17 protein-coding genes are annotated in these 26719 nt (G+C 44.2%); 1 reads left to right on the forward strand and 16 read right to left on the reverse strand.

Annotated elements, in window-relative coordinates; genetic code table 11:
* Window positions 1-60 precede the first annotated feature (60 nt).
* The 12 genes from LI074_RS13220 to rsxC form a co-directional block, all read right to left on the reverse strand.
* Window positions 61-1563 (reverse strand): peptidoglycan D,D-transpeptidase FtsI family protein, encoded by a 1503-nt coding sequence (locus LI074_RS13220; RefSeq protein WP_082809133.1) that lies wholly within the window; start codon window positions 1561-1563, stop codon window positions 61-63.
* Window positions 1472-2845: an FtsW/RodA/SpoVE family cell cycle protein gene (locus LI074_RS13225; protein WP_173698261.1), complete on the reverse strand. Its 1374-nt coding sequence runs from the start codon at window positions 2843-2845 to the stop codon at window positions 1472-1474. The genes LI074_RS13220 and LI074_RS13225 overlap by 92 nt, the downstream gene beginning before the upstream one ends.
* A 5-nt stretch (window positions 2846-2850) precedes the next feature.
* Entirely contained in the window at window positions 2851-5046 is a 2196-nt protein-coding gene (locus tag LI074_RS13230; RefSeq protein WP_173698262.1) for a U32 family peptidase, read from the reverse strand.
* A gap of 128 nt (window positions 5047-5174) precedes the next feature.
* A complete protein-coding gene (gene zapA / locus LI074_RS13235) occupies window positions 5175-5582 on the reverse strand; it encodes a cell division protein ZapA (protein WP_008704329.1) in 408 nt (135 codons plus the stop codon).
* Between the two features lie 133 nt (window positions 5583-5715).
* The gene (gene ruvB / locus LI074_RS13240; protein ID WP_008704331.1) at window positions 5716-6720 is read right to left on the reverse strand and encodes a Holliday junction branch migration DNA helicase RuvB; all 1005 of its coding nucleotides are present in this window, start codon (window positions 6718-6720) and stop codon (window positions 5716-5718) included.
* 79 nt (window positions 6721-6799) lie between these two features.
* Entirely contained in the window at window positions 6800-7408 is a 609-nt protein-coding gene (ruvA, locus tag LI074_RS13245) for a Holliday junction branch migration protein RuvA (protein WP_173698263.1), read from the reverse strand.
* A gap of 135 nt (window positions 7409-7543) precedes the next feature.
* Window positions 7544-8335 carry an RnfABCDGE type electron transport complex subunit B gene (locus LI074_RS13250; RefSeq protein ID WP_022380994.1) on the reverse strand — a complete coding sequence of 264 codons (792 nt, stop codon included), beginning with the start codon at window positions 8333-8335 and terminating at the stop codon, window positions 7544-7546.
* A gap of 13 nt (window positions 8336-8348) precedes the next feature.
* A complete protein-coding gene (rsxA, locus tag LI074_RS13255) occupies window positions 8349-8924 on the reverse strand; it encodes an electron transport complex subunit RsxA (protein WP_008704334.1) in 576 nt (191 codons plus the stop codon).
* Between the two features lie 6 nt (window positions 8925-8930).
* Window positions 8931-9641: an electron transport complex subunit RsxE gene (rsxE, locus tag LI074_RS13260; protein WP_019161483.1), complete on the reverse strand. Its 711-nt coding sequence runs from the start codon at window positions 9639-9641 to the stop codon at window positions 8931-8933.
* On the reverse strand, window positions 9641-10249 hold the full coding sequence (locus LI074_RS13265) for an RnfABCDGE type electron transport complex subunit G (protein ID WP_008704336.1): 609 nt from the start codon (window positions 10247-10249) through the stop codon (window positions 9641-9643). The genes rsxE and LI074_RS13265 overlap by 1 nt, the downstream gene beginning before the upstream one ends.
* The gene (locus LI074_RS13270) at window positions 10246-11223 is read right to left on the reverse strand and encodes an RnfABCDGE type electron transport complex subunit D (protein ID WP_118331258.1); all 978 of its coding nucleotides are present in this window, start codon (window positions 11221-11223) and stop codon (window positions 10246-10248) included. The genes LI074_RS13265 and LI074_RS13270 overlap by 4 nt, the downstream gene beginning before the upstream one ends.
* 15 nt (window positions 11224-11238) lie before the next feature.
* On the reverse strand, window positions 11239-12555 hold the full coding sequence (rsxC, locus tag LI074_RS13275) for an electron transport complex subunit RsxC (RefSeq protein ID WP_173698264.1): 1317 nt from the start codon (window positions 12553-12555) through the stop codon (window positions 11239-11241).
* Window positions 12556-12741: 186 nt separating this feature from the next.
* Here rsxC and LI074_RS13280 point away from each other — a divergent pair, with 186 nt between their 5' ends.
* Window positions 12742-13767, forward strand: coding sequence for a ribonuclease H-like domain-containing protein (locus LI074_RS13280; protein WP_173698265.1), 1026 nt, complete (start codon window positions 12742-12744; stop codon window positions 13765-13767).
* A gap of 14 nt (window positions 13768-13781) precedes the next feature.
* Here the strand turns inward: LI074_RS13280 and LI074_RS13285 are convergent, their stop codons facing one another.
* The 4 genes from LI074_RS13285 to LI074_RS13300 are packed head-to-tail and all read right to left on the reverse strand — an operon-like array spanning window position 13782 to window position 25506.
* Entirely contained in the window at window positions 13782-14429 is a 648-nt protein-coding gene (locus tag LI074_RS13285; protein ID WP_173698266.1) for a 4'-phosphopantetheinyl transferase family protein, read from the reverse strand.
* 11 nt (window positions 14430-14440) lie between these two features.
* Window positions 14441-14743, reverse strand: coding sequence for an STAS domain-containing protein (locus LI074_RS13290; protein WP_008704342.1), 303 nt, complete (start codon window positions 14741-14743; stop codon window positions 14441-14443).
* Between the two features lie 19 nt (window positions 14744-14762).
* Window positions 14763-23747, reverse strand: a complete 8985-nt coding sequence (locus LI074_RS13295) for a non-ribosomal peptide synthetase (protein ID WP_243868831.1) — start codon at window positions 23745-23747, stop codon at window positions 14763-14765.
* A gap of 13 nt (window positions 23748-23760) precedes the next feature.
* Entirely contained in the window at window positions 23761-25506 is a 1746-nt protein-coding gene (locus LI074_RS13300; RefSeq protein ID WP_008704346.1) for an MATE family efflux transporter, read from the reverse strand.
* Window positions 25507-26719 lie beyond the last annotated feature (1213 nt).

Below are 26719 nucleotides of genomic sequence, written 5' to 3' on the forward strand. Positions count from 1 at the left end.
CACTCCGTTCACAGTAACGTAGCCAAAATTCATTCCAGATTGCCTGCAACATGGAATTTATTATTGCTTATCATAATAATACGCATCAAATATCTGCTCTGCGATGGGCACTGCTGCTTCACTTCCGGTACCGCCATTCTCAACAATGATCGCAACTACCAGATCCGGATCATCCACGTTGGAATAACCGATAAACCAGGAATGACTGGAACCATTCTCATCAAATTCCGCTGATCCGGTCTTGCCTGCCACTGTATATCCTCTTCCGTTCAGAGCCGATGCGGTTCCGTTTTCCACAACACCTTTCATAAGCTTTCCAAGGATATTCGCCTCATTTGTTGTCATCAGACGTTTATAGCTCTCCGGCTCTGTTGTCTTCACTGTCTCTCCGTCTGAACTTACAACAGAATCAATGAGATAAGGCTTCATGAGCTCCCCGCCATTGGCGATTGCACTGGTAATCAGCGCCATATGCATAGGTGATACCAACGTATTACCCTGTCCGATGGCAGTCTGCATAACCTCTGCAACAGAAGATTTTCCATTTAATGTAAAAGTACTCTTTTTATAGGAAGAAAGCGGAAGACTCTTATTAAAAAGAAGATCCTCGGCTGTTTTTTTCAGAGAACTGCCTCCGAGCATGGTTCCGATCTCTGCAAATGCACTGTTACAGGAATTGGCAAAAGCACTGTAAAAATCTTCCTGCCCATGAACAGTTCCGCCATAGCACCTGATCGTGTGATCTTCTTTGGTAATACTTCCCTCACAGAGATAGGAAAATCCCTCCAGACTGCTCTTGGTTCTGAAATAGTCCAGGGCAGTTACCACCTTAAATGTAGATCCCGGAGGATAGGCTCCGTTTGTAGCTCTGTTCAACAGACTGCTGTCATTGGAATCATTTACCAGTGTGTCCCAGTTCTGGGAAATAGTATTCGGGTCAAAGTCCGGTCTGCTCATTTCCACCAGAATCTTACCTGTAGAGGGTTCTATGGCAACAACCGCCCCTCTCCTGTCACCAAGTGCATTATAGGCAGTTGACTGAAGATCTGCGTTTAACGTCGTGATCACAGAATCACCCGTATTTTTCTGATTCTTAAACTCATTTTTCATCTGGTTCAGGAAAAATTCATGAGAAGTCAGAAGCTGGAAGTTCGCCTCTGATTCCAGTCCGCTTTTTCCATTAGTGTCATATCCGACTACATGAGCGAACATATTTGCATAGGGATAAGTACGTTCCTCTGTTCCGTCTTCGTAAACATTGGTCTGGGCAAGCACCTGCCCATCTGCAGATATGATCTTACCTCTTACAACCCTGTCTGAAAAAGTATCCTGCCTTGTATTATAGGGACTATTGATAAAATCATCGCTCTTTGCATAATTAAAGTAGATCAGATATCCGATCATACTGACAAAGATCAGCACAAAAAAGCAGGATACCAGTGTATACTCTCTGTTACGGGGCCTTCTCTTTTCAGAAATCTCCCGGGCTTTGCGCTTCTGGCGCTTCTTCAAATCTCTGCGCCGTTCCTTTTCTTCGATATCTCTCAATTTCTTCGTCCTCATCTTCTCTCAAAATATACAATCCCTGAATGATTGCCAGCATCAGTACTGTACACGCGACAGAACTTCCTCCATAGCTGACCAGAGGAAGAGTTACACCTGTCATAGGGATAAATTTCGTTGCTCCGCCAATTGTCAGAAATACCTGAAATGCATATTCCGTACCAAGTCCAAGTGCGATCAGTTTGTAGAATGGTTTCTTAATCTTAAGCGCAATATTTACGATCATCAAAAAGAAACTCATACATACCAGGATCAGGCAGATTGCAAAAATCCCACCCAGTTCCTCACAGATTGCACTGAATATAAAGTCATTCTTGACAACAGGGATCTTCTCAGGCGAACCCTGACACAATCCCATTCCAAACCATCCGCCGGTTCCAATGGCAAACAGTGACTGGACGATCTGGTATCCTTCATTCTGATATACCGCCATGGGATCCTTCCAGGCTGTCACTCTCTGACGCACATGGCCAAACAGATGATATGCGACAACTGCCCCTGCAGATCCGCCTGCAAGACCAAGTGCCAGATATCCCACATTTCTGGATGCCACATAAATCATCACAAGATATGCCGCAAAGAAGATCACTGCACTTCCAAGGTCTCTGGAAAGTACAAGAATCCCCACATGCAGTCCCGCCACTACCGTAGCCTGGACCACTTTTGAAAAATCAGCACCTTTTCTCAGCAATGCCGCCATAAAGAACACAAATGTAATCTTTATCGCCTCTGAAGGCTGGATTCCCATCAGGGAAAGTTTTGCTCCATAGCTTGTCTTTGCAAGCACAAATACCGCCGCCAGCAAAACGATTCCGATTCCCGCATAAACCCATGTCAGGTCCTTGAGAAATTTCATCTTCCTGATCAGGACAGGTACGATCAATGCCACCACATTTACGCCTGCCACAATCACCAGCTGTCTGGTAGCTGTGGAAACATCCAGCCTGCACAGCATAATAAATCCTACGCTGAGAAGCATGCACATATTGTTGAGCAGTAAAATCGATGCTTTCTTATAAAAAATCCTGTACAAAATCTGGATTCCCGCAAAAAATGCCATCATTTCGATATAAAACAACACGACCTGAAACTTACCTGTCTTCAGGTAGATGACCAGAAACGCAGTGAAATCCATAAAAAAGATAAGCATCAGCTGCTGGCGCAGCGATTCGTTTCTCTCCTCCTCACTCTGCTGTTTCACCAGATAGAAACAGTGAAAGGTATAAATCACCATCAGGGTAAGGATCACATACTTGGATAATTCTACAATTACATTAATCATATGCCTTACTCGGCTCCTCTTTTAAAATGTCCCTTTGTATATTCCCGTTTCGGAGGATTCTTCCCATCACGATAAACATCTCTGAACTCTTCATATATCTTCACCGCATCCTGAGGCTTCTCAATGGTAAATGCAAGTCTCAGGGAAGAGACACCAAGTCTGTCTATCTGTGATTTCTCTTTCAACAGGCCGTAAGGGATACTGTTGTAAATGATATTATAGCAGGGTATACAGAAATCTGTATTCTCAGTTTTCCATGGGTTACATATACATTTCGCCGTAAATTCTTTATCGTAACGGTCTTTTAAAGTTACCCCTTCTTCCTTATGATTACATCCGTAAAGATTTTTATGCACACACTGGGCCGATATCATAAGAGGCAGATATCCATAGATCAGCATCTCGCTGTCCCGGTTATCTCTGTGGCGGATTTCCCCTTCGTTCAGCTCAAGCGGTACCGTATTTCTGAGGACTTTCTGATCTTTCCAGAAATCAGCAGCTTCATCATTCCATGTATACATACTGTGATCCAGAACACATTTCTCAGCCAGACCTGCCTTTCGCAGAACTGCAAAAGTCTCCAGATTTCTTACCAGAAATCCTGTCATTCCTCTATCCATCCACTCTCTGATCCTGGTGAGAAGTTCCCGGGGCATCTCACCTCTCATAATATGTGGAAGAGACAGATACATCTCCATTCCTCTGCTTACACAGTCATCCAGGCAGACCTCCATGGCATCAGCGTTCAGATACATTCCATGTATCCCCTCTTTTTTATATAACGCCAGTGCAGTGGATTTTTCTTCACAGGAAATATAAATCGGAAGATTTTTCTGCTTTGGCGAATCTGCTTTTCTTCCGGCATCCTCTGATAAGCGTTTCTTCCCATTATTTTCTTCTCTCTTATATGGTTTGAGCAATTCATTTTCCAGAGATTCCAGTGCCTCTCTTCTCGCCTCATTCAGCATTTTCATCGGGATAAAAATATTCTCATCCATCTGGATTTCCAGATTTTCCCACTCATATTCTGTATTTCCAAGCTTCTCCATCTGTGAACGGATGCGCTCCTCTGTCAGCGGCTGGTTCTGCGCATACTGTACCTCACCCACAGACGCAGATCCATGGATTCCCCTGCATGACACATCCAGTATAGCAGGACTTCCCGGAAAAAGAATGAATGTTCCCTGAATTTTTTCTTTCTTTTTTCTTAATACAGGACTGACATCTCCTGTTTTCTTCTCATTGCTGAATGCCATCATGGACGGACCATTCTGCATCTGATAATAACCGGTACAGGAACCTCCCCTGTTAAACAGATCCAGCAGATATCTCTTATCTTCCTCTGCTACCCTGTAATTCTCAGCTCCCTTCTCAAAAAGAAGATCCAGGTACTTCCGATATACAGAAGTTACCCCTGCTGTATATCCCGGCTGCTTCATCCTGCCCTCTATCTTAAGAGAAGTAACACCAGCCTCCAGAATCTGCGGAAGAATCTCTATCGTAGAAATATCCTTCAGACTCAGAGGACATAGTTCTTGCGCTTTCCTTTTCTCTGACCGTCTGCCATTTTCCCCGCAACAAAGTGCCGTCTGGTAAGGCAGACGGCAAGGCTGTGCACACCTTCCTCTGTTACCGCTTCTTCCACCCAGGATACTGCTCATCAGGCACTGTCCCGAATAACTGTAACATAAAGCTCCATGGATAAAAGATTCAATCTCGATAGGACTTGTCTCATGCATCCTCCGGATTTCCTCAAGGGAAAGCTCTCTGGCAGTTACCACTCTGGAAGCACCCTGTTCTTCCAGAAACTTCATCCCCTCCGGACCTGTCACAGTCATCTGCGTGCTGGCATGAAGATGCATACCCGGAAACATCTCCCTGATCATCTTAAACACACCCATATCCTGAACGATCACCGCATCCAGACCTTCCTTATAATATGGAAGCAGATAATCATACAACTGTTCAGACAGTTCCCTGTTCTTCAACAGCGTATTCACTGTCAGATAAAGTTTCCTGCCATGGATATGAGCAGTATCAATGGCACGCAAAAGCTCTTCCTCTCCGAAATTCTTCGCATAGGCCCGCGCGCCAAAGGCTGCTCCCCCTACATAAACCGCATCTGCACCTGCACCGATCGCTGCCTCAAATCCCTCATAGGAACCGGCAGGTGCCAGAAGTTCAATCTCTTCTCTTCTCAATTCTATACCTCACGTTTTCTATAACAGTCATCTTAAATGCATTATTTATGAGCATTGCTATAATATTCAAATCGAATACATATGAAACAAATCATAAAGGGGAAATCACCGAAGTAATCCCCCCTCTGTTATTTCAGCAGCTCATCAATCTGCTTTTCCAGTTCCTTATTCTTTCCCTCCAGAAGGCTCTTCTGTTCCAGGGCTTCCTGTTCATGCTTCTGCGCTTCCTCAATCTGCATACGAAGCGAGATCAGCTCATGCTTCAGATCATACATCTCCTGATCCTTCTGCTGTAAATCCTGTTCAAAAACCTCCGCCTGTTTCTTTGCCTTAAAATAGTCATCTGTAATATTCAGGCTGATAAGTGTATGCTTGGTCTCCATGGGCTGTCTGCTGTAACCCGGCATAGCACTTAACTCATCCATCTTTTTATTTATATAGGATGCTACTTTCTGAAAATATTCTTCCGATTCATAGCCTCCCAGCGTAATAATCTTACCACCTATGATTACCTTTGCTGTATTTTTGACCGCCATCCGTACGAGCCTCCTGTATCTTCCTTCAATCTGCCCGGAACCCCGGACATTTACTTCATTATACTCGAAAGCAGTCGAAATGTATAGGAATTTTTAAAAAACTTTTACTTTTTATATTTTTACGCCCTTAACTTCAGTTTTTCTCCGGCATCTGATAGCCCAGATGCTCATACGCAAGCGCCGATGCCATACGTCCTCTCGGCGTACGGTTCAGGAACCCATTCTGCAGCAGATAAGGCTCATACACATCCTCCAGCGTACCGGAATCCTCCCCTATCGCCGCAGCCAGAGTCTCCAGTCCCACAGGACCACCCTGAAAATTCACGATCATAGTCTGAAGAATCCTTCTGTCAATCTTATCCAGACCATACTGATCCACTTCCAGAAGATTCAGCGCAAAACACGCCACATCATAAGTAATCCGTCCATCATACTTCACCTGCGCAAAATCACGAACCCTCTTCAGCAGACGGTTGGCAAGCCTCGGAGTTCCCCTGGATCTCTTGGCAATCTCAGCCGCACCCTTCTCATCAATCTCCACTCCAAGAACCTGAGCAGAACGGATAATGATCGTCTTAAGCTCCTCATGAGTATAAAACTCCAGATGATGCATCACACCAAAACGGTCACGAAGAGGTGCAGACAGAAGTCCTGCCCTGGTAGTCGCCCCCACCAGTGTAAACTTCGGCAGATCCAGACGTATAGACCTGGCAGAAGCTCCCTTCCCGATCATAATATCAATAGCATAATCCTCCATAGCAGGATAAAGGACCTCCTCCACCTGCCTGTTCAGGCGGTGAATCTCATCCACAAACAGAATATCTCCCTCCTGCAGATTATTAAGGATCGCAGCCATCTCCCCCGGCTTCTCAATAGCCGGCCCGGAAGTCACCTTCATATGAACCCCCATCTCATTGGCAATAATCCCCGAAAGAGTAGTCTTACCAAGCCCCGGAGGACCATAAAACAAAACATGATCCAACGCATCATGCCTCTGCTTCGCAGCCTCTATATAAACCTTCAAAGTACTCTTGGTCTTCTCCTGACCAATATAATCATCCAACGTCTGTGGCCGGAGATTCCCCTCCAGAGAAAAATCCTCCTCCGTCACATCCGTAGTTATAATACGTTTCTCCATCTGTTACCCATCCTAACCTATAACAATTCTATAACAATACAGGCAATCCAATCTACCAGAGCGTGAAATCCTGCTTCAATTAAAAATTCTTCAGTGCAGCCTTCAAAAGACCTTCCACATCATCCGGCGGCACATCCGTAACCTTACGCACCGCACGAAGCGCATCCGCACTGCTGTATCCCAGCGCAACCAGAGCCTCAACAGCCTCCTGCCTGCCATCCAAAACCTCACCGGCTCCCACTGCTGCCCTCTCCTGCTCATGAGCCAGCTTCAATTCAAACGCATCCTCCAGCTTCATCTTATCCTTCAGCTCAAGAATCAGCTTCTGAGCCGTCTTCTTCCCGATACCCGGAGCCTTCGACAACGTCTTCACATCATCCGAAAGAATTGCAAACCTCAATTCATCCGCCGTAATCCCCGCCAGAACTCCCAGCGCAGCCTTCGGCCCCACACCATTCACGCCAAGAAGCAGCTTAAACATCTGCAGATCATCCTTAGCCCTGAACCCATACAGCTTCATGGCATCCTCTCTCACACTGAAATAAGTATGGACCTTCACATCCTCCCCCATACGAATCTCAGACAAATCCGCCCCCGTCATATATATCTCATAACCAATCCCCCCGGCCTCAACAACCACCGAGTTCTCAGTCATATCCACAGTCATTCCATGAACAAACGCAATCATGATACATCCTCCGTCCCAAATTCATCACTTCCGATTCATCATACCACATCCCACCCCATAACGCAAACATATATTCGCGTCCCTTAATCGAACAAAAAGAACTGCCATGCCTTCACACAGCAGTTCTTTCTCCCATTACTGAATAATATGTCTCGGACAAACCTCTTTACAAGCCCCACAATTCGTACACTTACTATAATCAATATGCGCACAGAAATTATCAACCGTAATCGCCCCATTCGGGCAAGTCTTCTCACACTTCTTACATCCGATACAGCCAACCTCACACGCAGAAGTAACAGCCTTACCTTTCGCATGAGAACTACACTGCACAAACGTAGTCTGCTCATAGGGCACAAGCTCGATCAGATGCTTCGGACACTTGGCAACACACTTACCGCAGGCCTTACAAGCCTCCTTATCAACAACCGCCACACCGTTCACAACATCAATCGCCCCAAACGGACAGGCCTTCACGCAGCTTCCAAAACCAAGGCATCCATAAGTACAGGACTTCGCACCACCACCGGGAATGAAAGCCATCATCTCACAGTCTTCCACACCTGTATACTCATAATTATCCTTCGTCTTCTCACAGGTACCCGCACACTTCACATACGCCACCTGACGGGCAGTCTCCACAACTTCCTGTCCCATGATCGCTGCGATTACTTTTCCGACAGGCTCACCGCCTACCGGACATCCGTTTACAGGTGCCTCACCTTTGGCGATCGCTGCTGCCAGACCATCACAGCCGGGATAACCACAGCCACCACAGTTATTACCGGGAAGCGCCTCACGAACAGCAACTTCCTTCTCATCCACTTCCACAGCAAACTTCTTACCGGCAACACCAAGGAAAACACCGATAAAAAGACCTACTGCCGCAACCAGTACAGTTGCCGCGATAATTGCTCCTATATTCATACCAGTCCCCTCCTTAAATCAGTCCTGAAAATCCGAAGAAGGCAATTGCCATCAGTCCGGCTGTCAGCAGAACTGTAGGGAATCCCTGGAAGGATTTTGGAATGTCATTGTATGCGATTTTCTCACGGATACCAGCCATCAGCACGATGGAAATAGTAAAGCCCACTGCTGTTGCAAATCCGTTCACTGTTCCCTGAAGAACATTATACTCTTTCTGCACGTTTGTAAGGGCAACACCAAGAACCGCACAGTTTGTTGTGATCAGTGGAAGATACACACCAAGTGCCTGATACAGGGAGGGCATTGTCTTCTTAAGGAACATCTCTACAAACTGTACCAGCGCCGCAATCAACAGGATGAATACGATAGTCTGCAGATAAGTCAGGTTCGTAGGAACCAGGATAGCATTGTAAATAATACCTGTCACAAAAGATGACAGTGTAATAACGAAAATGATCGCACCGCCCATGCCGGCTGCTGTCTCAACACTCTTGGAAACACCAAGGAAAGGACAGAGGCCAAGGAACTGGCTGAGGACTACGTTATTTACAATCGCTGAGCTTACAAGTATGATCAAAAGTTCTTTCATAATCCATTACCCCCTTTTTCCCTTACACATGGTATTGCCACAGGCTGCACAGCTTCCGCCGCAATCAGGATTGCTTGGATCAATGCCACGTTTGGCTGCACCGATTTTGAATTTGTTCTGTAATGCAGAAAGCGCTGCCAGAACAAAGAATGCTCCGGGTGCCAGGATAAAGATTGTAATCGGTTCATAACCTGCCTTACCTGCTGCAGCATCTGCCAGAGGAAGAATCTGATGTCCGAACAGAGAACCTGCGCCGATCAGCTCACGTACTGCACCGATACAGGTGATACTTAAGGTAAATCCAAGGCCCATACCAATACCATCAAACAGAGAGGCAATCGGTTTATTCTTGGATGCATATGCTTCTGCACGTCCAAGGATGATACAGTTAACTACAATCAGAGGAATATAGATTCCAAGGGAGTCATACAGGCTTGGAATAAATCCCTGTAAAAGAAGCTGTACAACTGTTACAAAGGAAGCAACAACTACGATAAATGCAGGCATACGCACTCTGTCCGGAATAAAGTTTCTCAGAAGAGAGATCATTAAGTTGGATGCTGCAAGGATCACTGTTGTAGTAAGTCCCATTCCGATACCATTGGTTGCAGATGTGGTGATAGCCAGTGTAGGACACATACCAAGCATCAGTACAAAGGTAGGATTTTCTTTGATGATTCCGTTATATAAACGTTCAGCAGGTGTGTTTGGTTTCATCACTGATTTCCCCCTTTCTCATACTGGAATGCACATAATCCGGCATTAACACCGTTTGTCATGGCATTCGTTGTAATAGTGGCACCACTTAACGCATCGATCTGATCATCCGCTGTGGCACCGGTCTTTGTATATTCAAATTTGTCTACGTTCTTATCTTTGAACTGATCCTTAAATGCATCTGTGTTTGCTCTCATACCAAGACCTGCGGTCTCACCGATGGAAAGAATGGAAATTCCATTTAAGGTACCGTCATCCTGGATACCCATTGCAAACTGGATATCTCCGCCGTAACCCTCGGAAGTGGTTACTGTAAATGCATATCCCAGTTCATTGCCTGAAGCATCTTTGGCAAGCATAGTCTCATCTATGGACTGTGCCGCATATCCGTTCTCATCCAGATAAGACTGCATGGCATCCGCATCCACATCCACTGTCTCAAAGCTGTCCGCATCTGCAAATACTGCCTTATACGCATCCTGTTTCGCCTGTGCTTCCTGCTTTGCAATAGGATCTGCTGTAATATCCTGGACTACACCAAGGGCAAGTCCTGCCACCAGTGTGATCACTGTAATGGCTATGGTATCTTTGATAATTCTGTTACTCATGCCTTTTTGCCCCCTTTCCCAAATGCCGGGTGACGAGTCACACGTTCAATCATCGGAACTAACAGGTTGCAGAAAATGATCGCATAAGATACGCCCTCTGCGGAACCGCCGAAGAGACGGAAGACCGCAGTCAGTACACCAAGACAGACACCGTATACATACTGTCCTCTTGGTGTGATCGGTGTTGTGACATAGTCTGTAGCCATAAACCATGCACCAAGCATAAGACCACCGCCGAAGATGTGGCTGAACAGATAGTTCACGTCAAATCCCTTGCCTGTTCCAAGCATGTAAAGGATTACAAATACTGCGAAACTTCCAATATAGGTAAGCGGAATCTTCAGATCGATCACCTTGAAAACCAGAAGGATTGCTGCTCCGATCAGGATCGCAAGGGCAGAAGTCTCACCGATAGTTCCCTGGATATCACCGATAAACATATGTAATACAGATACAGAACTGTCTGTAAATCCATTCTGTTTCAGAGCTGCCAGAGGAGTTGCACCGGATACAGTATCTACCACACCTCTGAAGCTGTCGCTTACTGCGAAGTCTGTCATCTTTCCTGCGAAAGAGATCATCAGGAAACATCTTCCTGCAAGTGCCGGGTTCATGAAGTTCTGTCCCAGACCACCGAAGAGCTGTTTTACAACGATGATCGCAAATGCACTGCCAAGTACAGGCATCCAGAGCGGAATTGATGCAGGCATATTTAATGCAAGTAATAAACCTGTAACAACTGCACTGAAGTCTGTAATTGTGTTCTTCTTATGCATCAGCTTGTCATAAATCCACTCAAAGAATACACTGGAAGCGACGGTGATCACTACTACCAGTAAGGCACGAAGGCCAAAATTATAAATTCCAAACAGTGTGGTCGGCAGAAGCGCCAGTGCCACAAGCTGCATGATTTTGCTTGTTGTCATCTTATCCCGGACATGGGGATTGGATGATACATGTAACATCTGATCCATTACGATGTCCCCCTTTTACTTTTTCTTACGGCTTGCCAGAACCATCTTACGCATAGATTTGATCATCTGGGTCAGCGGACGCTTGGCAGGGCAGATATAACTGCAGCAGCCACATTCGCAGCACTCCATACCATCAAATTTCTGGAAGCTCTTCATGTCACCATGCTCTGCAAAGGTTGCAAGTCTTGCAGGAATGACATGGCCGGGACAGACTCCTACACATCTGCCGCAGTTAATGCATGCAGTCTGTTCGGCATCTGCCACATCATCCTTCTCCAGGCAGAGACATGCGGAGCTTGTCTTAATACATGGTACATGAGTGTCATACATGGCAAATCCCATCATAGGACCACCTGAAATTACTTTGGATACATTGTCTGTCAGTCCGCCGGCAGCTTCTATAAGCTCTGCCATATCTGTTCCGGAAAGGACATCAAAGTTCTGCGGATTCTTAATCCCCTGTCCTGTTACTGTCACGATACGGTCCATAACAGGTTTTCCAAGGATAACGGCTTCATAAACAGCAATTACGGTATCTACGTTGTCAACTACGCATCCTGCATCTGCCGGAAGCATGGCAGAGTTGATCTCTCTGTCTGTGACAGCCTTGATCAGGAAACGCTCACCACCCTGTGGGTACTTGGTCATCAGCTCTGCTACTTCAATACGTGGAATATCTTTTACCATTTCTTTCAGTTTCGCAATACAGTCAGGCTTGTTATCCTCAATACAGATGTATCCCTTCGCATTGTCAAAGAGCTTCAGCATAACTCTTAAGCCCTCGATCAGCTTCTCAGAGTCATCCAGCATTCTTCTGTAGTCACTGGTAAGATAGGGTTCACACTCGGCACCGTTTACAAGGATATGATCGATCTTGTCCGGTTCCTTTGGCGCAAGCTTTACCTGTGTGGGGAATCCGGCGCCGCCCATTCCCACAACTCCGCCTTCTTTAATTCTCGCCAGAATTTCCTCTTTCGAAAGATCTTCCAGACGTGCAGGAGTAAATTCCACACTTTCATACTGCTGGTCATTCTCAATGATAATGGAATTGACCATAGAACCTGTTGCTGTCAGGCGCGGTTCGATTCCTTTTACCGTACCGGAAACAGACGAATGGATCGGTGATGAGACAAACCCCGCAGCATCTGCGATCTTCTGTCCTGCGAGCACATAGTCTCCCTTCTGAACTATCGCTGCAGCCGGAGCACCGATATGCTGGGAAAGAGGATATACCATATCTCCCTTTGGCAGATATTTCACTACCGGACTGTTCTTGGATAATTCTTTTCCGTCATAAGGATGAACACCACCCTTAAAGGTTAAAATTCCCATTTCGTTCCCTCCTTTTATATATTAAGCACCACCAAAGTGCTCTATTTTTGATAAAATCCATATACTTTTTTGTACATTTTTATCAACCTGTTTATAATATAAACCATTTTTTCAAAAAAAGCACTACCCAAATTTCATTTTCTTGTGTATAATTAAATACAATTTCAGAAAGGAAAAATTATTAACATGATTGTTAAAAAAATGCCCATTTTACAAGGGTTTCCAGACTTTGAGACTGTTAAATTTTTCACCGGAAAATTCTTCCAAAAATACAATTTTACACCTGTTTTTTACGACATTGAAACCACCGGATTATCAAGAAATTCCACGTATTTATACCTGATCGGAGCTGTTGGAATTGAAGATGAAACTTGGTATTTTTATCAATGGATGGCCGAAAATGCCAGTGAAGAAGAGACAATTCTGAGAATTTTTTCACAATTTCTTCAGCAATATAATTTGATGATTTCTTACAACGGAGAACGATTTGACCAGCCCTATCTGGAAGCACGATATGAAAAATATGGAATCCCCTCTCCATTTACAGGAAAACAGTCTCTGGATCTCTACCTGATATTAAAACCGTTAAAGTCACTTTTAAAACTGCCCGCCATGAAACAGCCCTGCATGGAAGAATTTCTGGGGATCAAAGACAGGATTTATGATAATGGTAAGGAATGCATTAAACTTTACAAAGATTTTCTGAAAAAAAGAGATGCCTTTACAGCTGATGAAATCCTTGGACATAACCTGGAGGATGTGCTGGGACTGGGAAGAATTTTTGATATGCTGGGATATCTTTGCATCTATGATGGAGATTATGAAGTTACATACAGCGAATTTGACGGAGACAACCTGATCCTGAAGCTGAAGCTCCCCTGCACACTGCCACAGGAATTTTCCAATGGAAACACCGACTTCTATCTGACAGGAAAAGACGAAGAAATCAATTTAATTATCAAAACAACTGACGGGAAACTGAAACAATACTATGCAAATTATAAGGATTACTATTATCTCCCGGAGGAGGATACGGTTATCCCGAAATCTCTCGGATCCGGAATTGACAGAAAACACCGGAAAGCAGCAACCAGAAATACCTGTTACACCTGGTTTACCTGCTCCGATGCCTTCCTCAGTTCTCCCGTACAGCAGAAGCAATATCTGACATATACGCTTTCCTGTCTGATTGGAACTCTAGAACGTGTCTGAAAAATCCTCTGTGATCATATATAAATATCGTCAAAAGCAATTTCCAATGGATTGTGAAGAGAAAAAGCCCTCTCACTGCTGACTGAGAAAATATAACCGTCAAATTCCATTGTCTCAAAAAAGCATGGCCTTTCTGAGGATTTTCCGAGGACAAACCCATCTGCTGTGGGAACCACTTCAAAAGAATCCAAAGGAAGGCTCATTCCTCTGCCTGTCATTTTCATATAACTTTCTTTTAATGTCCAGAGCGTAAAAAACGCCTTATCTTTGTTCTTCGCAGCCTTGATGTAAGCAAGCTCTGAATGGTAGAAATAATGTTCTGCCACCTCAAGAGGCGCATTGGCATTTTTCTCAATATCGCACCCGACTTCGCAGTCTGACAGCACACCCACAACATAGTCCCCCGCATGAGATACATTAAAAAAAAGGCCATCCACAACCGGCTTTTCATTGTCAGAATATCTCAGGCAGCTTTCCGTAAGCCCGTTTTCATCGAGAATTTTTCTGATGATGATCCCTGCACCCAGACTTCTTTTGCGGTCATCAGGCATACGATACCTGATGACCTTTTCTCTTCTTCTGATCCCAACCAGATCCAGAAGCCTTTCATTCTTAAGCGGATCCTCAAAATGATTAATATTGATCCTGTATAATTTCTGCATCTGATCAACAGTTACTTCTTCTGAATATCGATCTTGCTGTCAAACCCTGTAAGGCTGAATACATCGTAAACCTCATCAGAAACATTGATGATCTTAAATCCATCCTTTTGAGCCATTTTTTTGTAGGCTACGATCACCTGACGTAAGCCTGCAGATGAAATATACTCCAGATTTGTAAAATCAAATACCAGACTTGTGATGCTGTCTTCAAGTCCGGACAGAGCCTCCCCTAACTGGGGAGCTGTCTGTGTATCAAGCCATCCGCTGATTTCCATAGTTGCTTTGTTACCTTCTGTTTTTGTGATAATTTCCATTGTAATTTTCCCTCCTGAATCAATCAAAAAATGTAAGTCTGTCAAGTGCTGCAATTGCATTTTCCAGATATCTGTCATCTGTAACCGGCCATTTATAATCCAGCCTGTACAGAACCTGTGCTGTAAAACGATTGCTGTAATCAATGGTATAGATTTCATTTTCATTATGTGAGGTATAGGCGATCAGTCCGGAAACCGCATCAGAATCCTGACCGGTCTTTGCAAATTCCTTCACTGCTGCCTCAAACTCCTCATCTCTTACAATATCAATCCTGAATCCATAGCTGCGCATTGCGTAGATCAGGTCTGCCATATAAATATGATGGCTGTTGCATGCATGGAATACAGTAAATCTCCGGTCGGTCTGAGCCAGTCTCAGAACTGCCAGCGCAGTAGAATCAATCGGTGAGAATTCTGCCACCTCATGCATACCGCCCATAGGGAATTTACCTACAGCCACATAACCTCTCAGGCTGCGAAGGAATCCATTGGTAATGAAATTAATCTGGAACTCACCGTCAGAGTTTCGGCTCATCAGATTACCTACCCGGACTACCTTGCCGTCCAGTCCCTCGGAAACTGCTTCCAGAACCGCCCTCTCTGCCAGGAATTTGGTACGGATATATTCATTGGTAATATTCTGTCCGATGTACAGATCATTCTCACAGAAAACTCTGGACATTGGCGGAACACCGTCAGAACCTTCTCCCGCAACGGAAACCGTAGAAATCTGGATCAGTCTGCGGCCGTTATTCTTACAGAAATCGATCAGATTTTCCACACCCTGCACATTAATTCTTTCCAGTACATCATCAGCCGCAAAATGCTTTACGCAGGCAGCGCAGTTAATGATGGTGCTGAATTTGTATTCTGAAAATCCTGTTACCTGTTCCTTTGAGGTAATATCCCCATCCACACAGATAATACGGCTTTCAAACAGCTCTTTGTATGGATCATCAAAATAGTACATCAGCATGTTCATCATTCGCTTTTCAGACGATTCATATTTGCCCTTACGTACAAGACAGTAAACCTTACCGTCATAATTGTCAATGAATGCTTTAAGGACATGGATCCCCAGGAAACCTGTGGCACCTGTGACCATAATATCTCCCAGCTTTTCCTTTGTGATCCGGTCTGCATTTTCTTCTGTATTTGCGCTGATCACATTCTGGATCCTGTTATAGTTATAATCCGAAAATTCATTCTTGCTCTGTGCAGCCTCTGTAACTCCGTCATCATCAACCAAAGCTGCAAGTTCCCGTACAGTAGGATATTTGAAAATATCCGCATATACCAGTGAAATATTCTTTGACAGACACATAACAGCAACCTTGGATGCAGTAAGGGAAGATCCGCCCAGCTCAAAGAAGTTGTCCTCAATCCCTACTCTTTCAATTCCCAGTGCTTTCTCAAAAATCTCACAGAGTGCTCTCTGAGCTGCAGTAACCGGCTCTACATAGCTGGCAGTGTTCGTGGTTACCTCCGGCATTGGCAGTGCTTTTTTATCAATCTTACCGCCCGGTGTCACAGGCATTTCCTCAATGCTGACAAAGAAAGACGGCATCATATAATCCGGGATCAGCGGCTCCAGGAAGGTCTTCAGTTCATCCTCCGGGATGGCTTCTCCTGTATAATAAGCTGTGATATATTTATTTCCACCCTTTTCAATTACTGTAACGGCTGCATTTTTCACCAGCTCATGTTTCAGAAGGGCACCTTCGATCTCACCAAGCTCCACACGATATCCTCTGATCTTCACCTGTGAATCGATCCGGCCTATGTACTCAATATTTCCGTCACCTTTCATGCGGACCATATCACCGGTCCTGTAAAGACGGCTTTCATGCTCACATACAGCAAATGGATTTTCTACAAACACAGATGCTGTTTTTTCCGGAAGATTATGATATCCTCTGGCAATCTGCCTTCCTGCGTGACAAAGTTCGCCGGACGCACCCACCGGAAGCCGGTTCAGATTCTCATCCACAATGTAGCTGCGCACATTCCGCTGTGATTTTCCGATCGGGATGTTGTCATACTGTCTGTCTACCAAAAACTCTGTGGAAGAAACCGTATTCTCTGTAGGACCGTAGCCATTGATCATCTGATAGGTACGGTTACGGTAATGCTTGAATTTCTCGCCGCCAAGTGTAACAAATTTAAGAGCAGGTGCATCCTCCAGAAGTTCTGTAACCAGTTCTCCCATCTGGGTAGGGAAGGTTACGGTGGTGATCTCTTTTTCCTTTATATATCTGCTTATGGCAATGGCGTCCTTACGGATACTCTCCGGTAAAATATACAGGACTGCTCCTGCGGTAAGAGGTGCAAACAGATCGATCACTGATGCATCGAAACAGAAGCTCGCAAACTCTGCCACAATGTCATCCGGTGAAGTATTTCTGCTCAGTGTGATATATTCGATCAGGTTCAACAGATTTCTGTGCTCGATCATAACACCCTTTGGCTTTCCTGTGGAGCCTGAGGTATAGATCATATAGGCAAGGTTCTCCGGTTTCGGAGAAATAAGCTCTGCAGAAAGTTCAAAATCCTCAGCCTCATCTGACACACTGTCCAGACTGATCACATTTCCGTCATAAAATTCCACAAGATTCTGATACTGATCGATCACAAGGAGATTTCTTGCTCCTGAATCCTTCAGCATATATTCAATTCTGCTCTGTGGATACTCCGGATCCAGAGGAACATAAGCTCCGCCGGCCTTCATAACACCCACATAGGCTACTGTATATTCCTTTGTCCTGCCGCACAGGATACCTGCTGCCTGTTCCGGTCCAAATCCGTTTTCCGTAAGCTTCTGAGCAATATAATCAGACATTCTGTCCAACTCTCTGTAAGTAAAATCTCCGGAGTCATCCCGCACTGCCGGTCTGTCCGGATATCTGGCAGCCATCTCCTTAAACAAATCTATGAAGGTCTTTCCTGCATGTTCCGGAATATCCTCCATCTGAGTTTCTTCCTCAAACATCAGCCGGATATCAGCCGGATCGCATTCCCTTAAGATTCCCTCTGCAGTGGTTTCCAGATTGTCAGCCAGATACCGGATAGTTTCCTCATGGTACATATCCCCTCTGTACTCAATCTCAAAGACAAATCTGTTCTTTTCAATGGAAATGCTGACAGAAACCGGTGCCTTTGCCATGTTCAGGCTGACAGGCTCCTCCTGTGCATATTCCCCGCCAATGGTGTCAAAAGCAAAATTGTCGCCCTGGTAAATAACCATGGCATCTGCCTTAATATCAAACTCATGGCTGATCTGTGAGAAAGGATAAATATCGTTGTTCATGGAATCGATCAGCTGTTTCTGTACACCGCTTAAGCAATCTTTGGCTGTTCCTGAGAAATCGCAGAAAACAGGGAGTGTTTTTACCAGCATACCCACTGTTTCCGAAAGTCTGGAATCGTTTCTTCCATGGTAAATAGTGGTAAATACAGCATCCTTTTTGAAATTATATTTTCCAAGTGTGATACCAAAAGCGGAAATGAAGAATACATTCTCCGTAATTCCATGCTTTTTACAGAATTCCTTCACATCCTGCACAGAAATGGATCTGGTCTCTCTGTGGTAAAGTTCTGCTGTTGGAGCCGCACCGTTTTTGTCCGGATAGAAGCTGATGCTTCCACCTGCATGTTCAAATACTGACTTATAATAATTCTCTGCATTTTTATAGATATCACCTGCCAGGGCATCTCTGTTATCCAGTGCCAGATCATAGGAAGTATAACCTTCCGGTTCCAGCTTCTCACCGCTGTAAGCTCTGTTAATATCATTAATTATAATAGCCAGAGATGTACCATCGGCAACAATGTGGTGAAGGTCCAGGAACAGATAATTGCCATCACAGGTTCTGTAGATTTCAAACCGGAAAAGCTGTTCATTAAACAACATATATGGACGTACCAGAGTGTCTCTGTTCATTCCGTTTAAAATCGGTGTTTTATAACTGAGCCCATCGTTTCGTTTCTGAAGTACATTTCCGTTGTCATCCATAAACAGACGGGTTTTCAGATAAGGATGCGCCTCAACAGTACTGTCAATGGCTTCTGCCAGTCTGTCCAGATCCACCTTGTTATCAAGCTTTAACAGATACGGGATATTGTAAATAGTAGAACCCATATTTGCAGTACACTCAATGAAAATCCCCTCCTGAGTGTTGGTAAGAGGATAACTTTCCTGTACTTCCCTTTTGCTTTCTTTTCCCGCAGTTTTTACAAATTCCTCCATCATTCGGATAGTAGGATGATTCTTAATATCTGAAGTTTTGATCACAATGTCAAAGGCTTTGGAGATCAGGATATTCAGCTTAATGGCAGTGATGGATGTCAGACCTGCCTCATAAATATCTGTGGTAATCCCAAAATCCGTATACCCCAGAACCTCTGCGATACAGTCAAATAATATCTGCTGAACCTCATTCTCAGGCTTAATGATCTCCGCTGCTTTTTTCTCAGGCAGAGGAAGAGCCTTTTTATTTACCTTCTGGTTCTGGTTCAGAGGAATTTTGTCAATCTGCATGGTAACTGCAGGTACCATATAGGCAGGCTTTGTCTCTTTAATAAAATCATTCAGGGCATTGATATCAACAGTGCTGTCCGATACCACATAGGCAGCAATATATTTTCCACCATTTGGATCATCAAAGGCAACTACAGTGGCATCCCTGATGCCCTCATATCTGCGAATCACTTCCTCAACCTCAGAAAGCTCAATCCTGAAACCTCTGATCTTAACCTGGGAATCCTTTCTGCCAATGATCTGGATATTTCCATCCGGAAGAAATCTTGCCACATCACCTGAATGATACATCACTTCGTATCCCGGTGTATCATCATAAAGATTCTTTGTATAGACCTCGGCAGTTTTTTCCGGCTTGTTAAGATATCCTCTGGAAACCTGCCAGCCGGTGATCATCAGCTCTCCGCATGCACCGGGAGGAAGCATATGCCCCAGCTTGTCTGTAATATAAAGCTTCACATTGTCAAGTGCTTTTCCGATCGGGACATTTGGATAATATTTGTCCACTTCAAATACAGTCGTAAAAATAGTCGCCTCTGTAGGTCCATAAGCATTGATAAACTTATAATCTTTTGGCGGCTCACATGGAACCAGTTTCTCTCCTCCTACAGAAAGATATCTCAGGCTCTTACAATCCATCTCCAGCGCAAACTGCCTTCCCACCTGAGTAGTCATAAAGGAATGCGTGATGCCATTTTCCTCAAAATAGCGCTGCAGTCCAATGAAATCCAGACGGATCTCCTCCGGAATAATGTGAAGCTGTGCACCGTTTGCGATAGCACCGTAAATATCCATCATGCAGGCATCAAAACCAAAGGAAGCATATGCAGCTATCCTGGACTCCGAATCTATGCCATAATATCTCTTGAACCAGTGACAGAAAGCAGTAATATTTCCATATTCCAGCATACAGCCCTTTGGCACACCTGTGGAACCGGAAGTATACAAAAGGATAAACAGATCATGCAGCTGCGGCTTCTTAAGCACAACATCCCTATCCTCCAGCTGCCAGATCTGATCTGTAAACAGCACCGGTCCTTTATATCCGTCTACCAGAGGAAGAAGCTCTCTGTCAGCAATGAGAAGCTTTGCAGAGGAATCCTCCATCATGTACATCAGGCGGTCCCTGGGATAGGTTGGATCCAGAGGCTGGTAAGCTGCACCTGCCTTTATCACGCCCATCGGCGCGATCGCCATATATTCACAGCGGGGGATCAGAATGGAAACAACATCCTCACTGCCGATTCCCTGGGATGCGATATATTTTCCAAGTCTGTCGCTGATCTCATCCAGTTCCCTGTAGGTATATTTTTTATCCTTAAATACCACAGCCGTATGGTCAGGAATGGTCTGTACCAGCTCCTCAAACATATCAGCGATGGTCTTACTTCTGTCATATTCGCAGGCAGTATTATTAAATTCCGCAATTTTGTCCGCTCCATTTTGGGAAAGAACAGAAACTTCCGAAATATATTTTGCTTTCAGCAGAGAATCCATAGCTGCCTCATAGGATTCCAGCATTCCACGTACAAAGGCTTCACTGTACATGTCACTGCGGTATTCTGCAGTAAGCACATATTTATGATCATATTCTCTTACCTGGATCAGCAAAGGCATCTTTGACATATCCGGAGAAAGGTCATGACCCCTGGCAACGGTACCACCGATTGGGAAATCATCCCCAAGCTCTGCCTGATATGCAAATACCAGATCAGAATTAATCCCGTACTTTGCACAAATATCAGAGAACGGAAAAATATCATTTGCCATGGAAGACAGAATCTGCTCAGAGAGCTCTGTCATATAGGCCTGTATGGTGACTTTCGGATCACAGGAACAGTAAACCGGCAGAGTCTTTACAAGCATGCAGACTGTATTCTCCAGTCTGGAATCATTTCTTCCATTATAAATAGTTGCAAAAAGACTCTCCTCGGAATTGGAATATCTGCTCATGAGAATGCCGAATACACCTGTAAACAGAATGTTTGGAGTAACCCCCAGCTTCTCGCAGGCAGAAAGTACCAGAGACTCTCCGGTATCCACAGGCATCGACAGATATCCTCTCTCAGGAGTCTTTCCTGAGCAGTCAGGAAGAGGCAGGGATTCTGTCTCAATTCCCTCGAAAATACTGTCATAATATTTCTCGGCCTTCTTATATTTTCCCTCTTTCATCTGCTGTTCTTCATCAAGGGCAGCATCAAAGCCTGTGTAGGATTCTTTCTCCAATTTCTCACCCAGATAGGCCCGATCGATATCCTCAAAAATAATATCATAGGAATTACCATCTGCCAGGATATGGTGGAAATCTGTAAAAAGATATTTCCTGTCTTCTGTCACATAAATCCCCGCCCGGAACAGCCGTCCCTTTTCCAGCTTAAAGGAACGCACCAGCTCATCTTTCATCTTTTCAAACTGCTCATTTGTGGTCTGTACCACCTCTGGTACAAAGGCTTCCTCACAAGGCTTCTGCACCATCTCTCCGCTGTCACTTAAATAAACCTTTGTCAGCAGATACGGATGTGCAGCGATCATCTGAGAAATGGCATCTGACAGCTTCTGAACGTCAACAGAGCTTTCCAGTTCAAACAGGAACGGAATATTGTATACCGTACTCTCAGGATTCTTCATGCACTCTGCAAAAATACCCTTCTGGGAGCCGGTAAGAGGGTAAACTTCTCTCTTTTCATAGGTTCTGATCTTCGGTGCAAGCATCACATATTTTTCCAGTTTCTCCACCGTATTGTTTTCGTGGATATCACTGGTTTTCACAGTCACTCCGAATTCCTCTGAGATCAGAATACAAAGCTTCATGGCACTGATAGAAGACAGCCCCGCCCTGTAAAAACTTGTGTCAGTTCCAAAAAAATCATTCTCCACAACGTCTGCAACGATTTCAAAAATCTTCTTCTGCATAGGAGTCTGGGGTTCTTTCAGATTCTTTGGCTGTGCAACCGGCTTTGGCAGTGCTTTCTTATCAATTTTACCATTCTGTGTCACAGGCATCTTTTCCAGTTGGACAAAAACCTCAGGAACCATATAATGAGCCAGGGACTCTGATGCATAGGCAGAAAGCTCCTCTGTATTGATCTGGCGGTCAGCCATAAAATAGCAGCAGAGGAATTTGTTATCTACAGGCAGAGTAATGCTGGTAATGATTCCCTCATAGGAATTAATCACCTCCTCGATCTCACCAAGCTCAATCCTCAGACCGCGAAGCTTGATCTGATTGTCTATTCTTCCGAAAAATTCAATCTCACCCTCAGGGCTGATCCTTGCAAGGTCACCGGTCTTATAAGCTCTCTCTCCGTTAAGATCAATGAATACAGCCTCTGTTTTATCCGGCAGATTCATATAACCTCTGCCAACGCCCAGTCCTGCAATCACAAGCTCTCCGGTCTCTCCGTCCGGAAGGATCTTATTCTCTTTATCTACAATATATCCCTTCACATTACCGTTAGGCGTACCAATGGTAATGTTTCTGCTGTCCGTAATTACCTTCATGGTACAGCTGATGGTAGTTTCCGTAGGTCCATAACCATTCATAATGTAAGCATCCGGGTTTACTCTGCGAATCTTGTCATACAGAGCCGGAGGAAAAGCCTCTGCACCTACATCAAACACCTTAATCTGAGAAACTGCTTTTTCAAGCTGGGGCAGATCGATCATATTGGACAGGTAAGTAGGAGTTGTGGTCATAATATCCACTTTATTTCTGACGATCAGCTCACCCAGCATAAGAGGATTCAGAATCTCCTCATCAGAGGCGATCACCGCAGTCATCCCGTTGGTAAGTGGCAGAAATTCCTCCAGAACAGACACATCAAAGGTCATGGCTGCCATGGAAAGAGAAACCGATCCCCTGCTGACATAACCATAAGTTTCCGCATTTTTCGGATCCGGATTTACAAAATTGGCAAGGTTGATATGTTCGATCAGCACACCCTTGGGCTTGCCTGTGGAACCGGAAGTATAGATACAATAACAAAGATCATGCTCCCCGATCTTTACCTGAGGATTCTCTGTATTCTCATTCTCCAGAAGTTCCTCGATCAGAAGTACTGTACAGGGAAGCTTAGCAAACAGTTCCCTTCGTTCCTCTGCGATCTCCTTTGTTGTGATAATAAAAGGAGCTCGTGAATCCTCAAAAATATACCGGATCCTGTCATCAGGATAATCCGGTGTGGCAACTGCAAATGCGCCTCCTGCCTTCAGGATACCCTGTCGCACTGCATAGAAATCACAGCATCTCTCAAGAACCACACCTACGATGGTCTCCCGTCTGACACCTTTTTCCACAAGTGCATTGGCAATCCTGTTGGCCCGTTCGTTGAGCTGTGCATAGGTGAAGCTCTCTTTGCCGGAGACAACTGCACATTTCTCAGGATGAAGCTTCACCTGTTCCTCGAACAATTCTGTTACCGGCCGAAACTCAAAAACAAAATTGTTCCTTTCATTAATATTTTTCATTTTCATGTACCTCCTAAAAAGATATTATGGTATTATTCATATCAATCGCACGAATATAATCCATGGATTTTGATACCTTCTTGACAAGTTCAATCCCATGTATATCAAAGTCTTCACTGTCATACTGATATTCCAGAGGGTTGAAATTTACACCGTTATCTCTGATCCTCAGTCTGCAGAGATCATCCTCCAGACAGAGGTTAATGTCGATCCAGTTGGAGGTTTTTCCACCGAATCGTATAATATTTACAGTCATTTCCTCCGCACACACTGCGGCAAGATTTGCCTTGCTTTTAGAAGCTCCCTGTTCCTGGCAGAACTCTATGATCCTCTTATGAACCGTTTGTGCTTCCTCCATGGTACTCTTAATGGAAAAATCCAGATTAATCCCCGGATTTTTGTCAGGAACAATATAAAAGCTTGTATTCTTATGCCTGATTTTTCTGAAAATACAGGCTGCAACTGCAGTTATGATCTCAGTGGCAACAAATCCTGCTGCAATTCCGTCGATACCAATCCCGTCAATCTGTTTCCATACAAGGATTCCCACCAGGGTTGCAGGCAGAACTACCACCGCATTCTCCAGAAATGTGGCAAAACTTGCAATGGCTGTCTCCTCAATGGACTCGTAATAGCTGATAATAAACTTATTCCACAGATAAGGTGCCACACACAAAGCAAAGATGCGCAGCGCCTGGACCATATGACTGCCCAGCTCGCCACCGCCGCTTCCGAACATGACAGTGATTTCCTCGGTAAACAGCATAATAAAGACAAAGATCACAGCCAGCAGGATGTAACTGTATTTCAGCATCTTTTTACAGAGAACCCGGATTCCCACGTAGTCCTTCTCTCCAAAAAGGATTCCTGCCACATTGGGGATCACACCGATGATTCCGCCTGTAAGCATCTCGACGATCAGCAGCACATTGTCACAGACAGTAAATACTGCCATACCTTCCTCGCCCAGCTGGTTCATGATAATGGTATTCAGTCCAAGCGCCTTTACAAAATTAGCTGCCATAAAGATCAGCATTGGCACGCCTGTGATGATTGCTTCCTTTGTGATTCCAAGTTCGCCCGGCTTTAGCAGGATCAGGTGGAGGTTTCGCTTATCAGAGCGGATATAAAGCACAAAAATTCCCATTGCAAACAGGAAACCAAGAACAGTTGATAAGGATGCACCTGTAATTCCCAGCGGAGTATATCTGAGGAATATATAGTCCAGCACAAGATTGATCACATTGGCTGCGATAAGGTAGGCTGATGCCAGCTCCGGATGATTCTCCACACCAAGGTAATTGACCATCATCAGTCCAATTCCGATCACCGGTGCCCCCAGCATACTTACACGTATGTAATCTCTGGTATAACCGGTCAGGACACCGTCACCTGATACCAGAAGTCTGGCAACAGGTTCTGCTGCAGGAAGGGCGCAGATTGAAAAAATGATTCCCACCACAAGTGTTACTATAAATGTGGCAGAAAACAATTTCGATGCCCCTTCTTTGTCTCGTTTGCCAAGCATGTTTCCCACTGCTATGGAACCGCCGATACCAAGGCAGTATCCTGTCAGCTGAACGATTGTCTCCACAGGCAGGCTCAGGGTAACTGCAGACATTGCCTCCACCCCGATCAGGTTACTTACAAATATCGTATCTACGATATTTCCCAGCTGAAGCGCCAGAGACATCATAATCCCCGGAACAATATACTTGTTCAGCTTCGCATTCAGCAGTCTGTTATTTCTCTCTTCCATCGCTTCCTCTCCTTTGTTTTCAGTTTTTTCAAAATATTATGCCGTAAAACTGTAAGATATTTAAATTTTATCATTTAGTACGATAAATAGCAAGTTAATAAAAGGTGCAGAAGGGATAATAAAGCAAATAAAGTTACTGTTCACTCCGTTCACAGTAACGTAGCCAAAATTCATTCCAGATTGCCTGCGGCAATGGAATTTTGGCTTGTATGTCTCGGGATTTTGGCATATTCATGCCAAAACACCTCGCGGGATAGTGGTGTGTGAACAGTAACCAAATAAATGTTGTTGATAAGTATTGTTATATTTCTCCTTTTACTCAGATCAATGAGTCAGACACACCATTTTACATTACCTCTCATATCCTGTAGGAATTGAAGCCTTTTGGGGGGATGGGTGTTTGAGGGGATAGGTGTTTTGGGGGAATAGATGACTTGATTTGGGATTTTTATAAATTAAAGTCAACTTGTCTTTGGGGAGGGCTTGACTTGATTGGGAATTTTGTGGTTTCAAGTCATCTCATCTTGCGGAAGTGCTTGACTTGATTGGGAATTTTATGATTTCAAGTCATCTCATCTTGCGGAAGTACTTGACTTGATTGGAAATTTTATGATTTTAAGTCATCTCATCTTACGGAAATGCTTGACTTGATTGGAAATTTTATGATTTTAAGTCATCTCATCTTGCGGAAATGCTTGACTTGATTTGCGTTTTTGTGATTTGAAGTCATCCTTCCTTCAGGGAAGGCTTGACTTGATTTGCGTTTTTATAATTTGTAGTCATCTTTTCCTCAGGGAGGGCTTGACTTAATTGAAAGTTTCATAATTTCAAGTCATTTCATCTCAGGGAAGTACTTGACTTGATTTGAAATTTTACGAGTTGAAGTCAATGTCTAAGAGCTATAAATATAAAAAATTTCCAAAACTGCACAAATTTTCAATCAAGTTTAAAAATTCTTGTGTCTATGGAAAGTAAATCTTTCTGTTAAGAAATAGATATGTAAAATTTTGCTGTCGAATTAATGCATATGCGGTTGTCTAATATATCTTTGTATTTACAGTATTGCCATGTAGAAAAATTTTATACATCATTTCCGTTTTTGCATGATAAATAAAGCATCATCATTATTGCCTTTTTGTGAGCTCTGCCACACCTGACCTCTAGAGCGTGTCTGAAAAATAAAAATTGCACAAAACGCATGTTTTATTTCCCT

The sequence above is a fragment of the Blautia sp. MSK18_10 genome (assembly GCF_020553185.1).
GTDB lineage: Bacteria > Bacillota > Clostridia > Lachnospirales > Lachnospiraceae > Blautia_A > Blautia_A wexlerae.

Excerpts from the sequence above, each read along its gene's own strand:
- LI074_RS13220 (WP_082809133.1), bottom strand. The coding sequence starts at position 1,563 with ATGAGGACGAAGAAATTGAGAGATATCGAAGAAAAGGAACGGCGCAGA.
- LI074_RS13225 (WP_173698261.1), bottom strand. The coding sequence starts at position 2,845 with ATGATTAATGTAATTGTAGAATTATCCAAGTATGTGATCCTTACCCTG.
- zapA (WP_008704329.1), bottom strand. The coding sequence starts at position 5,582 with ATGGCGGTCAAAAATACAGCAAAGGTAATCATAGGTGGTAAGATTATT.
- ruvB (WP_008704331.1), bottom strand. The coding sequence starts at position 6,720 with ATGGAGAAACGTATTATAACTACGGATGTGACGGAGGAGGATTTTTCT.
- ruvA (WP_173698263.1), bottom strand. The coding sequence starts at position 7,408 with ATGATTGCGTTTGTTCATGGAATGACTGTGGATATGACTGAGAACTCG.
- LI074_RS13250 (WP_022380994.1), bottom strand. The coding sequence starts at position 8,335 with ATGAATATAGGAGCAATTATCGCGGCAACTGTACTGGTTGCGGCAGTA.
- rsxA (WP_008704334.1), bottom strand. The coding sequence starts at position 8,924 with ATGAAAGAACTTTTGATCATACTTGTAAGCTCAGCGATTGTAAATAAC.
- rsxE (WP_019161483.1), bottom strand. The coding sequence starts at position 9,641 with ATGAAACCAAACACACCTGCTGAACGTTTATATAACGGAATCATCAAA.
- LI074_RS13265 (WP_008704336.1), bottom strand. The coding sequence starts at position 10,249 with ATGAGTAACAGAATTATCAAAGATACCATAGCCATTACAGTGATCACA.
- LI074_RS13270 (WP_118331258.1), bottom strand. The coding sequence starts at position 11,223 with ATGGATCAGATGTTACATGTATCATCCAATCCCCATGTCCGGGATAAG.
- rsxC (WP_173698264.1), bottom strand. The coding sequence starts at position 12,555 with ATGGGAATTTTAACCTTTAAGGGTGGTGTTCATCCTTATGACGGAAAA.
- LI074_RS13280 (WP_173698265.1), top strand. The coding sequence starts at position 12,742 with ATGATTGTTAAAAAAATGCCCATTTTACAAGGGTTTCCAGACTTTGAG.
- LI074_RS13285 (WP_173698266.1), bottom strand. The coding sequence starts at position 14,429 with ATGCAGAAATTATACAGGATCAATATTAATCATTTTGAGGATCCGCTT.
- LI074_RS13290 (WP_008704342.1), bottom strand. The coding sequence starts at position 14,743 with ATGGAAATTATCACAAAAACAGAAGGTAACAAAGCAACTATGGAAATC.
- LI074_RS13295 (WP_243868831.1), bottom strand. The coding sequence starts at position 23,747 with ATGAAAAATATTAATGAAAGGAACAATTTTGTTTTTGAGTTTCGGCCG.
- LI074_RS13300 (WP_008704346.1), bottom strand. The coding sequence starts at position 25,506 with ATGGAAGAGAGAAATAACAGACTGCTGAATGCGAAGCTGAACAAGTAT.